We start from the raw sequence: 13,092 nt of genomic DNA on the forward strand, positions 1-13,092 counted from the left end.
CCATGCCAAACAGAAAAACATTGTAATAAAGGGGGATTTCATAGGATTAAAACACTTTCTATAATTATCGCTATTTTTAACACACTTAGAAAACACTTATTTTTCTAATAATATTGATGTAATAATATTAATTTCTTGTTCTGGAAAGGAAATATTGTATTTTTTCTCAATTTTCCCTAAATGTTTTTTGATAATGTTTAATGAATTAAATGAATTATAAAAACATCCATTGTTAGTCTTATTATAATTAACTTCTATTGACCAATTATTTATTAACCTTTCTATTAAGCAAGCTATATGTAAAATTGAACCAATGATAATATCATTACTAAAAGATTTCCCAAGGTCTTTTGATATATTGAATAAAACTTCCTTTAAATCAAAAACTAAATCTTCGATATTATCTAATTTTAAATTAGCTGATAAAGTTTCCCCTATTTGAGAAAATATCTTTTCTTGTTGTATCAGTTCCTGAAGCTTCTTTTGCCCATGTTCTGTAAAAATATCTTCTAGTTTAATAAAGGGAATAGATGGGATATCTGGATTGACAAAACTTACTACTGCAATTATATTTTTAAATTTTGATAAAAGATTGATTTGTTTTTTAAAATCACTAACACTAGTAAAACTTATAGGTATAATATCTATATTGTTATGTTCTATATTTTTAGAAATATAAGATTTAATTTTAACGGAACTTCCCTCACCGGTATAACATCCTGTAACAATTACGTTCTTATTTATAGGTAAAACTGGTGATTGTGTAATCTTTTTCCCTAAGTAGGGATTTATGTCTATTGCTGAATTATAAACTGTATCTAGATCTGCTCCCAGCATTGCTTTCCTAGTAGCTTCAATTACCATAGGGGTGCTTACCATTTCAACAGTTTTGGTAGATACATTGACTTCTTTTGAAAGTAAATCTCCAAAATTTATCAATGAGCCCATATCTGCTAGTATCAATACACCTTTTCCTTGATCAAGTTTAACTATCAGTTCTTTTACTTCTTTGTAAATATCTTCAGGTTTAACATTTAGCGGCATATCAATACCATGGGCTAAATCTGTTGCCAACAAAGTATTTGCAACTTTTGCCATACTTGCTGCCCCACTGTTACCATGCATTAAAACTAAGATACCTACTGTTGCATTTTTCTCTTGTTGTTCAGTAAATTCTCTATTAATAAAAAACATAGTTAAAAAACCAATTTCATCTATAGGTAATTCAATTTTTAATTTTTCTTCTATAATTGATGCAATTTCTATAGCAAAGGTAAATTCTTTAGGATATTTTTTCCTAATATCATTTAACTGAGGATTAATGATGGCCTTTTTTTGTCTAAGTCTTTCCACCGTAGAATTTATATGTAGGGCAAAACCATATAGGACAGGGTCTAAATATGGATGTTTTAACTTATCCTTTGCAAAATCTATTATTTCTTTAGCTAAAGACAATATCTCTTTTCCTATTATCCTCTCTATTTCTTCTTCATTTACTTTTTTTGTAATATTTCCCATAAACTTTATAAAATAACTTTCGATATCCATACCAATTATTTCATTAATTTCTTCATCTTCTATCCCTTCTTTTCGTAACATCTCAATCCTTTTCTCTATCATTTCATAAAAATTGTCAGGAATAGAATACTGATCAGAACTTTGGATGTTTTTAATTTCCTGTTCTGAAGAAAAAATAAAATCCAGATTAGATATACCTAAAATTTGGTTAATTTCTTCTCTATAATCTTTTAATTTTAAAATTCCTTTTTTAACGTGTTCAGGTAAAATTTTACTTCTAATTACCACTTTACCATGTTCTTTTGAGACGCAATCTAAAAATGCCCTAGCACAGCTTAGTTGAATATCACTCTTAAGCTGACCGATATTATTAGGGCAATCATAAAGGAGTAAACTCTTAAGGGCATTTTGACTTACTATGATATCTTTTCCTATTCTCCCTGATTCTTGCCTAAAAAACTCTTCAATTAGTGTGTATCGTTCCGATAATTTCCTTTCCCTCAATGGTGGGATTGTAATCATCATCGGTATTCTCCTAGTAAAAGTATCCAACAATTTAGATTTGGGATCTTCAGTAGTGGCAGCAATGATTAATACATTAGCTTTTCTTGTATACTCGGTTTCTCCTAATCGCTTAAAAATCCCTTTATCTATAAAAGTAAAGAGCATTTCTTGTCCTTCCGCCGTTAAACGATGGACTTCATCTAAAAACATTACACCTCCATTAGCTTTTTCAAGTAAACCAGGTTGATCATATTCAGCCCCTGTATATGCACCCTTTTTTATACCAAAAATTTGCCCCATTAAGAGTTGCGGATTATTAGCATAATCGGCACAGTTAAAAATGACAAAGGGGGCGTCACTGGTAAACCTACCTGTATGTTTTCCATACTCAAACATCAATTCAGCAAACATCGTTTTACCTACACCGGTTTCTCCAAAAATCAATGTATGTAAACCACTAGGTGGATACATAATTGCTGCCTTTCCCTGTTGAACAACGGTAGATAAACTTCCACTATACCCAACTAAAACACTAAAAGTGTCATTTATTTCTTTAACAGATGCCGATACCGCTGGCTGAAAAAGTACAGGGCGGCCACTTATTTTTTTTGCTAGCCCTTGCTTAACTAATTGATTTAAATCAAAACTAACATTTGAACGTTGTAAATTAAGTTTATCAGCAATTTGTTCAGCAGTAACCCCTTTATTATTTTCCTTATACATCTTATTTAAGGTTTCTCTGACCAAATCTATTCTTCGCATGCTCTCCCACCTTTCCTTTTATTTCAATACTATCATTAAAGATTATAGTGGTAAAGGGCCACCTATAGTGACCCTTAATTGTTTTTCTCAATTTTTTCTATTACTTCTTTGAATTGAGGTAGGTATTTCTTATGGACAACTAGCATTTCATCCAACAATTTTTTTGCTATATTACCTGATGGAATTAAAGGATTGAGAATAAAGGCTTGTAATGCTTTACCGTAATTTCCAGTTACCGCTGCTTCTATTGTTACCTCTTCCATTGCTTTCATCAACTGCAATAATCCCCTCTGGGCTGGTTTAAATTTTCCAAAATTTAAAGGTTGGGGACCAGATGCAGTAATAATACTACTTACCTCTACTACACAATCATAGGGCAAATCCGCCAAAGCTCCATTATTTCTAGTACTTACCACCATATCTGTTCTTTTGTCATTATAAATAGAAGAAATTAGCTCACAGGCAGCATCTGAATAATATGCTCCTCCCCGTTTACTTAGTTGTTCTGGTTTGTGCTTAAGATTAGGATCTTTATATATTTCGAATAACTCTTCTTCTAATTTTTTAACGACCTCTGCCCTTGTGGAATTTTTAGCAAATTCATCTAGTTCTTTTTTGACCATATCATCGGTTAAATAATAATACTGATGATAACCACATGGTAACATTTCTAAATCTCGGATTTGTTCTTCAATAAAAGGTATAAACTTGATGTTTTCCATTATGTTAGCATTATTTGAAAATAGCTTATCTATAACCTCTTTTGTAATTTCTTTACCGTTTTTATCGTAAATTCTGTGCCAATGGTGATGATTTATTCCCGCATAAACAAAACGAAGTTCTTCAGGATTTTTACCTAGTAATTTTGACTCTAACATATTATGACCAATCGGCACATTACATAAACCAACAACTTTTTCGTAATTACCATATTTCATAACAGCTTCAGTAACCATGCCTGCAGGATTTGTAAAGTTTACTAACCAAGCATCTGGACATAATTCCTTCATTTCTTCAACAATCTCTAAAATAACAGGTATTGTTCTAAAGGCTTTAAAGATACCTCCAGCACCATTAGTTTCTTGGCCTAATATCCCATAACTTAATGGTATTCGCTCATCTTTAATCCTAGCATCAAGTAAACCTACTCTAAACTGAGTAGTGACAAAATCTGCATCCTTTAAAGCTTCCCGCCTATTTAAAGTTAAATGTACTTCCCAATCTAATCCCGCTTCTTCCACCATTCTCTTTGCTAAATTACCAACTATCTCTAATTTTTCTTTTCCTTCTTGGATATCCACTAACCAGATTTCTTTAATTGGCAATTCATCTTTTCTTTTTATATAACCTTCAATTAATTCAGGGGTGTAACTAGAACCTCCTCCTATGGTAGCAATCTTAAGTCCTTTTTCTTTTTTAATCACTTTCAAAACCTCCTTAAAAATTTAAATTTTTATCTTTATATAAATCTAACATTTCTTCTATTAGATCTTTTGCTAAAATAGATGTCATTAAATGATCTTGGGCATGTATTAATAATAAATTAATCTCTGTTTTGTTACCCTTTGCTTCTTCTTGAATAAGATTTGTTTGAACTTTATGTGCTTTTAATATTTCTTCTGACGCTTTTTTAATTGCCACTGCTGAATCTTCCAATTTACCCTCTTTAGCTAACCTAAGAGCATTAAAAGCTTCACTTCTTGCATTACCGGAATGTAAAATTATTTCCATTGCCACTTGTTCTATGCTCATCATATATCGCCCCTTTCTAATAGTGCAGTTATAGTTATAATTTAACATTGCAATATTCATGCCAATACTAATTTTTCTATAAATAAAGGGCTGTTTAGTAACCCTTTAAACATTTACCATTTAAATAAAAACACTACAAAACACTAAATACGTTGTAAACCCTCTCAATTTTCTTGTAGCAAACTAACCATTAGGACAAATATGCTTAACGTTTAAAAATAATTCTTTCTTGTTCTAAAACATTTCTTTTTTTAATAAATATTATTGGAAAAACATTTTTCGGCTTGCTAAATTTTTCTCAAAATTTTATTGTAAAATTTTGTTAAATATGCTATTAATAGATTGTGAAATAAATTACTTAATAATTATCTAGGAGGGGAATTTAATGAAAAAAGTATTATCATTGTTGTTGGCTCTTACCTTAGTAGCAGTTTTAGCTGTAGGCTGCACTAAGTCTAGTCAAGAAGAGCCAGAAGTTGGTGCTGTTGAGTTTGGCTTAGGTTCTGTTAGCTCAATTGCTAAATCTAGGGACAAAGCTGGTGAAACCAACGCCCGTGCCCAAGTTGATACCACAATTGCTGCAGTAAGTTTCGATAAAGATGGCAAAGTAGTAGCTGTTCATATAGATGTTGCTCAAACTAGGGTAGATTTTGACGAAGAAATGAAAGTGGTTTCTGACAAAACTGCAAAAATTCGCTCCAAAAAAGATCAAGGTAATGACTACGGAATGAAAAAGGCTTCTCAAATTGGCAAAGAATGGTTTGAACAAATTGCTGCACTAGAAAATTGGATGATTGGAAAAACTATCGATGAAATTAAAGCTTTAAAAACAAAAGTTGTTGATGACGCTCACCAACACGTACCAGATATTCCTGAATTAACTTCTTCTGTAACTATTACCGTCGAAAGTTATTTAGCTGCTGTAGAAGATGCTTGGAAAAACAGAGTTGCTGCACAGGGCATTGATAAATTAGGATTAGGTTATGAAATCTCAATTGCCAAATCTAGAGATATGGCTGGAGAAACAACTGCCCGTGCTCAAGTTGATACTACTATTGCTGCTACTGCCTTTGATAAAGACGGTAAAGTTGTAGGAACATTAATTGATGTAGCTCAAGTTAGAGTAGATTTTGATGCTGAAGGTAAAGTGACTTCCGATAAATCTGCTCCACTTCTTACCAAGAAGAAACTTGGAGATAATTACGGTATGAAGAGAGCTTCTCAGATTGGTAAAGAGTGGTATGAGCAAATTGCTGCTTTAGAAAATTGGATGGTTGGAAAAACTATCAGTGAAATAACTGGTTTAAAAACTAAAGTTGTTGATGATGCTCACAAACACGTACCTGATGTACCAGAACTAACTTCATCTGTAACTATTACAGTTGAAAGCTATTTAGCTGCTGTGAAAAAAGCATACGATACTAGAAGATAATTTCCTACTCCCCCTTATTAGGGGGAGTTCCCTTCTTAGGGGATATTTATTTAATATAAGGTGATAAAATGAAAAAAATTACATTTAAAATACTTATTACATTTTTAATTGTTTACTCCACTTTAATCACTGCTTGTAGCAACAATTTACCAAAGGAGAAAAGTGAATATACCCGATTTTCTCAATCATTTTTTGATACCTTCAATACTTTAACAATTGTAGTAGCTTATACTAAAACGGAAGAGGAATTTAATAATTATTTCCAAATAATTCATAATCGTTTTAAAGAATTACACATGTTATATGATATTTATAATGATTACGAAGGAATCAATAATTTGAAAACAATTAATGACAATGCAGGTATAAAACCTGTTGAAGTCCATGAGGATATAATAAGTTTAGTTAGTTTTTCAATTGAATGGGCTAATAAAACTTATGGCAATACCAATATAGCATTAGGTCCTGTAACTAACATCTGGCATCAGTACCGTAGCGATGGTCTATATGATCCGGAAAATGCTAAAATTCCACCAATAGAGTTACTACAACAAAAAGCTCAATTGACAGATATCAACAAAGTCATTGTTGATAAGGAAAATAGAACTGTTTTTTTAAAAGAAAAGGGTATGAGTTTAGATGTTGGAGCAATTGCCAAAGGCTATGCAGTAGAATTAGTTGCAAAAGAGTTAGAAGCTATAGGGCTAAAATCTGCCGTTATAAGTGCTGGTGGTAATGTTCGGACTATTGGTAAACCCTTAGATGGCATTAGAGAATACTGGGGTATAGGCATCTTTGATCCCAACAGTACTTTATTTTCAGAAGATCGAAACTTAGATACTGTTTTTATCAATAACGGTTCCGTTGTTAGTAGTGGAGATTATCAACGTTACTATTATGTCGATGGAGAACTTTACCATCACCTAATAGATCCAAAAACATTAATGCCTGCTAAATATTATCGGGCTGTAACAGTTGTTCATCCTTGCTCAGCCATTGCCGATTTCTTTTCCTCAGAACTCTTTTTCATCCCCTTTGAAGAAAGCTATCAATTGGCTAAAAATTTTAATATAGAAGCAATTTGGGTTATGCCTGATGGTGAAGTCAGAGTTACTGAAGGCCTAAAAAAAATCTTGGCAAGTTATGGTGCCAGTGGTGGAAAACAAAAATAATGTAGCTTAGGTGTTTATTTCACCTAAGCTACATTTCTTTTATTTTAAGTTGAATTTCCTCTTCTTCAGCAGGAGTAATCGATTTTTCTAATACAAAGGCAATGATCAAAATAATAGGAATGTTAACCAACAGTCTCGTTAATGTAAAACTTAAGCCCATAGCTGAAAACTCAAACATTAACATAGGTATTTTAGTTGTTGACCAAGCTCCGATAAATATAGCCACATTCCTAAAAGAAACCCCTTTTTTTAATAACATAGCAGCAATAGGAAAAGCTCCATAAAGGGGACCGGCAGCTGCAGAACCTAAGAAAAATGCCAAGGCTATTCCTAAAAAACCTGCTTCTTTACCCATAAATTTAACCATTGTTTCTTTAGGAACCCAGACATCTAATAAACCAAGGATAATAAAAATAGGTGGTAATACCAAAAGTAATTGCTTAAAGCTATTGATAGATAAATCTATAGCTTTTTTCGCAAAAGTTATATTATAGATAGCTAATACAGCTAATAGCAATAATGAGATATAAATTATCGTATATCTATTTCCCTTCTTCATCATAAAACTGTCACCACCAATTTAACAATATATGCAATAACAAAAGAAAATAGAAAGGCTAAACCATTTCTTATTACTGCCAGTTTTTTATTGAAATATTTGATTTCTAATGGCAAAGTAGCAATACCAACCATCATTAGTGTTGAAACAAAGGCAGCTATTGGCAAATAATCTGCTCCATTTTGTAATAACATTGCAGCTAAGGGAAAGGCAATAAATCCTGGAATTAGAGTAATTGCACCAATAATAGCTGCTCCTAATAGCCCTAGAAAACCCGATTGCTCTCCTAAAAGCTTCGAGATTGTTTCCGGATTAAGGATAGATAAAATAACACCTATAATTATAATAACCCCCACCAGCTCTGGGAGTATATTCAATATTGAATTTTTCCCTTTAATTAAAGCTAATTTTGTCTTTTCCTTATCTTTAATAAAAGATAAAACCAACAAAAAAATTGCTATAAAATAAATAACTAGATCATACATGAATATCCCTCCTAATTAGACTATAATAATTATATACCCCTATAGGGTATATTGTCAAACTGAAAAAGCAAGGTTTATTGCTGTTTAAAATATGCAATAAACCTTGCTTTTGTATTATTATAATTTTATTAAATGGGTATTAAATTATTATTAGTTGTTTATTAAAATTTATTTTATTAAAAAATTATTTTCTTCTTTTTTCAACTAAATATACTAACAATATGCTAATTTCAAATAAAAGTATTAAAGGAATTGTCATTAATATTTGTGAAAACACGTCGGGAGGAGTTATTATCGCTGATAAAATTACAATTATTAAAACAGCATATTTCCAATTTTTTCTCATAAAACGACTAGATATTAGTGACATTTTGGCTAACATAGTAAAAATTATTGGGGTTTGGAAAACCAAACCAAAAGCAAACATACTGTTAAATAAAAAAGTTAAATAACTTGCTATAGAAATCTGCGCTATTAAATTTTCCCTGCTAAACCCTATTAAAAATTCTAGGGCTATTGGAGTAACAACAAAGAAGGAAAAGGCAACTCCTATATAAAATAAAAGGATAGCTAATAAGATAAATATTATAATAGTAATTTTCCCTTGTTTTTGAAATGCAGGTAAAATAAAACTGATTAGGTGATAAATTATAAAGGGAAAGTTAATTAAAATTGATAATACAAAAGCACTTCTTAGATTTGCTAAAAATGCTTCTGAAGGATAATAAAACATAAACTGAACATTCTTTCCTGGATACATAAGGAAATCCAGCAAATTTTGTGCATAGTAAATATTTATAACAAAGGTTACTGTTATCAAAAGGAGAACTATAATGATTCTCCTTCTTAGTTCTTCCAAGTGTTCTAAGATTGTCATCTTTCCCGCTAAATTATTTGATATTTTCCCCGACTTTTTTTTAAACATGAAGTCTCTCTCCCGTTAAATACTCCTCTTACTCTTACATTTAATACATAGTAAACTAAAATTATTTTCTTCTAATATTGCTCCACAGATTCTACACTGTAGCCCTTTTTTTATTTTAAAAGCTTTAATTTTTTTCCCTTTCAAAATTCCCTTTTCATTACAATTATCTATACATCGATTGCAATCAATACATTTAAGATAATTATATTGTATTTTCTTTTCTCCTTTTTTTTCTTCCAAAGTAATAGCATCTGTAGGACATAATTTTTTACATTTTCCACATAATGTACAACTCTCAGTAAATTCTTTTCCTTCTATTTGAATATCAAAATTTTGTAAATAAATATTTACCCTATGTTGATGATTAACTAATTTTTGATCTTCATAAATACTATTGAGAATTAACTTATTAGAATTCTCTTTAAATCTGTTTTTTAAATATAAAAGGAACTCTTCCCTCGACAAAATTAAATCATCATTATTAATTTCATTAACAGTGTTACGAAAAATATTTAAAATTTTTAAATCATTAAATTGAGTAGTTAAAGTATTAAGATATTCATCTATCAAAGTATTATCCTTCGGACAGCTTTTACATATTTCTTTATTAAATCTTAGTTTACCACCAGTTTTATAATAAAGTTCAACTAATAGATGATGGGGAATATTTAATAGACAATTAGCCTTTATACCTATAAGGCCTTTACTTCTATGACAAATGATTTGAATTTCTTTTTTTTGTAGCATGTCTTTTTCCAACTTCATTTCAAATTCTGGATCTTGCAGTGCCCCTGTTTTACAAGTTCTAATACATTTCCCACAACCATTACAATTTTCAAGAATTTGTAATTCATTATCTTTAAATGATATAGCTTGATTTTCACAGCTTTTAATACAATTTCTGCAATTAAATCCTTTTCTACCATGAACACACTTTTGTGGATTGTATAAAACATTTCTTGATAAATCATAAGCTTTTTCTAAAATGGTTGTGATAAATTTTAAAAGCATATTGTATCACCAGCTAATCCCTTAATAATAATTCCATTACTGTTTCAGCAAGTATTTCGTAAAATAGGAGAGATTTATGTTTTTTTATTTCCATTTGAAATTTTGGTACCCATTCCTTTAAATGATGTTTAAACTCACTAATTTGTAAAAGAATTGCCTCCCTCTGGTCTTTATTTTCTTCTAATAGTTTATATAAATTTGCTAAGAAACTTAGTTCTATTGCTATATGATCTGCCGGTTCCTTTAAATCATCGGCAAGATCAAATCCCCAAGATTTATAAGCTTCTTTAACTTGTTTAGTAACATTTGTCATTATATGTCCATAACTATTGATATATAAAGCACTATAAGGAGGTACTAATACTTTTCCAGGGCCAAAAAACAATCGGTTGTATTCCCAAGCTAATTGAGCTAAATAATTATCCTTATCTAATTCTTGTTTTAATTCTTCAAACCGTTGACATAAATTGGGGTTTTCACTAAAAGTAGTCTTCAGGAAATCTAACCCTTCTTCTCTTAATAAATGGAGTAATCCGTCATCTGGTTTATAAAAACAGTGGCTCAATAAAAAATATAATTTATATAGTACCATCAACATACCACCTTTATTTAACAGTTTGTAAATAGGGGTGTTATCCACCCCTATCCTATACTTTTATAAGTTCACAAATTTCTTCGTTAACGGTAAACTGTCCGCTAATTCTATCCCAACGTAAGTCATTGATTAGATAATTTGGATTTACTCCTTTTTGATAAGCAACTGTTAAAAATTTAGACTCATTTCCAAATCCATGGGTAACATTAATAAACCCTGGTTGTACCCTTTCAGAAACAAAGGCTTGCCCGATAACTTCTCCAACAGCAGATCTTACTTTTACCTTATCACCATGTTTTATACCATATTTTTCAGCATCAGATGTATGAATATTGATATAGTTTATATCACTTAATGCTGCATTTTCGCAGAAATTTTGCATTAGATATGGTAAGTTACGGGTAGCTCCTTGGGTATGCCATAGAGTTTTACCACCAGCTAAAAATCTAAAGGGGTATTTTTCATTTGGCTTTACAGGATCCACATACTGGGGAACTCTAGATCCCCCTGCATCCACAACAGCCTGTTGTAAATCCGTTAATTCTCCTACAAAGGCAAAGGCAAATTTTCCGTTAGGGAATCTATCATATCTACGATATTTTCTTTCAGCTTGAGATACCCAAACACCATCTTTTCTAATTTGTTCCCAATCTATTTTAGTGCCATCAGGTTGTTCCGCTTCTGTAATTGCCCTTTTAATTAGCCCTTCTTCATCATTTTCATCAAGTTTTAAGAAATCTTCAAAACCAAACCTTTTACCTAATTTAACGAAAATCCAATAAGCAGATTTACTATTCCATAAGGGTTCTACCACTTTTTCTCCTAAGGCTACATATGGCACATGACTTCTTGGTGTTACTGCCGCCCATCTTTCTAAGAATGTGCATTCTGGCATTATAATACTTCCTACTGGGAAATATGTCATAGTTTGACTTAAATATATATCGATCCCTACAGCAAATTCTAAAGATTCTAAAGCTTCCTTAGTAGCAATAGTATTAGAGTGAGCTGCTACAGGGTCAGTATTGTAGACAAACATAGCTTTAATTCCATTACCGTTATATATAGGTACAGTTTTAGCATTAGCTTTAGGACCAGCAGGATATTCTTTAGGAGTTAAAATAGCTGCATTTAGAAGGGATCTATTTTGCAACGGAACACTATTATGGAAACTCCAGCCACCTTCAGTGTAGTGTCTTTTAGCTTTTACATTATTACCAGTCATTTCTGGCCACGCTAACCTTCCACCACTAGTGAAGCAATAGCCACCTTTTACATCAAAACTTCCCACTAAAGCATTTAAACAAGTCAATGCCCAATGATTCATTGTCCCATTAGTCCATTTATGAATACCACTAGAGGAATCGGCAATGGCTGGCAAGTTTGTAGCAAATTCTATTGCAGTTTTCCTTATTACTTCAGCTTTAATACCTGTTACTTTTTCAGCATTTTCTAAAGAATATTTATCTTTAAATACTTCTTCTTTAAATTCTTCAAAACCTACAGAATATTTTTCTACAAATTCTTTATCATATAAACCTTCTTCAATAATAACCCTTGCCATACTTAAGAATAACATAGCATCGGTACCAGGTTTAATACCTAAGTAATTATCGGCTTTAGAAGCGGTATAACTATATCTAGGATCTACTACAGTTAAAATTGCTCCCCTTTCTTTAGCTAAAGCAGTTTCTTTAACATGTCGCAATCTATAACGGGGAGCTTCCATTTGACTAGCTCCAGCTAAAAGAATGTACTTAGCATTTTCAAAATCACCCATAATTCCATTTGTACCAGCACTTGCTTCATGGGCTACAATTTTAGCACCATCGCAAATACTAGCAGAACCTTCAACGTTAGGGCTTCCATAATTTCTGGCAAAGGCACTAAAGGCAAAACCATAAGAAGATCTTCTGTTAATAAAAGAAACTGTTTCTGGACCATATTTTTCTTTTATTTCTGTTAATTTTTCATAAACAGTGTCAATTGCTTCTTCCCAAGATATTTCCTCCCACCTGTCTTTAGCAACCTTTTTCATCGGTGCTTTTAACCTATCGGGATCATAAAGTTGTTGAATAGATGCATGGGCTCTAGCACAAACACCACCATTGTTACCTATATGTTTTCTATTAGGCTCTATTCTCTGAACTTTTCCATCTTCGTCAACTAAAGCAATCAATCCACAGGTATTACCACACATAAAACAGAAAGTATTAACTTTTTTAAGTTCTTTTCTTTCTACTTTTCCTTCTAATAATTTCTTTTGACTTTTGTTTTTTTGATAATTATTGAAAAGAATAACACCGCCAACTACTGCTGTACTACCTATTAAAAAACTTTTCCTACTAATTTCTCTATCTAAAATAGACATATATTA

11 protein-coding genes are annotated in these 13,092 nt (G+C 31.4%); 2 read left to right on the forward strand and 9 right to left on the reverse strand.

Features of this window, described 5'->3' with window-relative positions:
• Positions 1-96: 96 nt before the first annotated feature.
• The 3 genes from BMX60_RS02300 to BMX60_RS02310 form a co-directional block, all read right to left on the reverse strand.
• Complete coding sequence (locus tag BMX60_RS02300) at positions 97-2,784, reverse strand: sigma-54-dependent transcriptional regulator (protein ID WP_091348708.1); 2,688 nt, start codon at positions 2,782-2,784, stop codon at positions 97-99.
• Positions 2,785-2,858: 74 nt separating this feature from the next.
• Positions 2,859-4,205: a 6-phospho-beta-glucosidase gene (locus BMX60_RS02305; RefSeq protein WP_091348783.1), complete on the reverse strand. Its 1,347-nt coding sequence runs from the start codon at positions 4,203-4,205 to the stop codon at positions 2,859-2,861.
• A 16-nt stretch (positions 4,206-4,221) separates the two neighbouring features.
• Positions 4,222-4,536, reverse strand: coding sequence for a PTS sugar transporter subunit IIA (locus tag BMX60_RS02310; protein ID WP_091348711.1), 315 nt, complete (start codon positions 4,534-4,536; stop codon positions 4,222-4,224).
• A gap of 385 nt (positions 4,537-4,921) precedes the next feature.
• Here BMX60_RS02310 and BMX60_RS02315 point away from each other — a divergent pair, with 385 nt between their 5' ends.
• Complete coding sequence (locus tag BMX60_RS02315; protein ID WP_091348714.1) at positions 4,922-5,968, forward strand: hypothetical protein; 1,047 nt, start codon at positions 4,922-4,924, stop codon at positions 5,966-5,968.
• A 68-nt stretch (positions 5,969-6,036) separates the two neighbouring features.
• A complete protein-coding gene (locus BMX60_RS02320) occupies positions 6,037-7,140 on the forward strand; it encodes an FAD:protein FMN transferase (RefSeq protein ID WP_091348716.1) in 1,104 nt (367 codons plus the stop codon).
• A gap of 28 nt (positions 7,141-7,168) precedes the next feature.
• Here the strand turns inward: BMX60_RS02320 and BMX60_RS02325 are convergent, their stop codons facing one another.
• The 6 genes from BMX60_RS02325 to BMX60_RS02350 form a co-directional block, all read right to left on the reverse strand.
• Positions 7,169-7,702, reverse strand: coding sequence for a permease (locus BMX60_RS02325; protein ID WP_242945690.1), 534 nt, complete (start codon positions 7,700-7,702; stop codon positions 7,169-7,171).
• Positions 7,699-8,184: a permease gene (locus BMX60_RS02330; RefSeq protein ID WP_091348719.1), complete on the reverse strand. Its 486-nt coding sequence runs from the start codon at positions 8,182-8,184 to the stop codon at positions 7,699-7,701. Before BMX60_RS02330 ends, BMX60_RS02325 begins: the two co-directional genes overlap by 4 nt.
• Positions 8,185-8,368: 184 nt before the next feature.
• Complete coding sequence (gene tatC, locus BMX60_RS02335; RefSeq protein ID WP_091348722.1) at positions 8,369-9,109, reverse strand: twin-arginine translocase subunit TatC; 741 nt, start codon at positions 9,107-9,109, stop codon at positions 8,369-8,371.
• A gap of 15 nt (positions 9,110-9,124) precedes the next feature.
• On the reverse strand, positions 9,125-10,120 hold the full coding sequence (locus tag BMX60_RS02340) for an NADH-quinone oxidoreductase subunit I (RefSeq protein ID WP_091348725.1): 996 nt from the start codon (positions 10,118-10,120) through the stop codon (positions 9,125-9,127).
• A 13-nt stretch (positions 10,121-10,133) separates the two neighbouring features.
• On the reverse strand, positions 10,134-10,712 hold the full coding sequence (locus BMX60_RS02345; protein ID WP_177159658.1) for a TorD/DmsD family molecular chaperone: 579 nt from the start codon (positions 10,710-10,712) through the stop codon (positions 10,134-10,136).
• Between the two features lie 55 nt (positions 10,713-10,767).
• On the reverse strand, positions 10,768-13,086 hold the full coding sequence (locus BMX60_RS02350; RefSeq protein ID WP_091348730.1) for a molybdopterin-containing oxidoreductase family protein: 2,319 nt from the start codon (positions 13,084-13,086) through the stop codon (positions 10,768-10,770).
• Positions 13,087-13,092: the final 6 nt, after the last annotated feature.

The sequence above is a fragment of the Anaerobranca gottschalkii DSM 13577 genome, from assembly GCF_900111575.1.
Classification (GTDB): Bacteria; Bacillota; Proteinivoracia; order Proteinivoracales; family Proteinivoracaceae; genus Anaerobranca; species Anaerobranca gottschalkii.

Coding starts and splice junctions, on each gene's coding strand:
- tatC (WP_091348722.1), bottom strand. CDS start 9,109: ATGTTTAAAAAAAAGTCGGGGAAAATATCAAATAATTTAGCGGGAAAG.
- BMX60_RS02330 (WP_091348719.1), bottom strand. CDS start 8,184: ATGTATGATCTAGTTATTTATTTTATAGCAATTTTTTTGTTGGTTTTA.
- BMX60_RS02340 (WP_091348725.1), bottom strand. CDS start 10,120: ATGCTTTTAAAATTTATCACAACCATTTTAGAAAAAGCTTATGATTTA.
- BMX60_RS02315 (WP_091348714.1), top strand. CDS start 4,922: ATGAAAAAAGTATTATCATTGTTGTTGGCTCTTACCTTAGTAGCAGTT.
- BMX60_RS02300 (WP_091348708.1), bottom strand. CDS start 2,784: ATGCGAAGAATAGATTTGGTCAGAGAAACCTTAAATAAGATGTATAAG.
- BMX60_RS02320 (WP_091348716.1), top strand. CDS start 6,037: ATGAAAAAAATTACATTTAAAATACTTATTACATTTTTAATTGTTTAC.
- BMX60_RS02345 (WP_177159658.1), bottom strand. CDS start 10,712: ATGGTACTATATAAATTATATTTTTTATTGAGCCACTGTTTTTATAAA.
- BMX60_RS02325 (WP_242945690.1), bottom strand. CDS start 7,702: ATGATGAAGAAGGGAAATAGATATACGATAATTTATATCTCATTATTG.
- BMX60_RS02350 (WP_091348730.1), bottom strand. CDS start 13,086: ATGTCTATTTTAGATAGAGAAATTAGTAGGAAAAGTTTTTTAATAGGT.
- BMX60_RS02310 (WP_091348711.1), bottom strand. CDS start 4,536: ATGAGCATAGAACAAGTGGCAATGGAAATAATTTTACATTCCGGTAAT.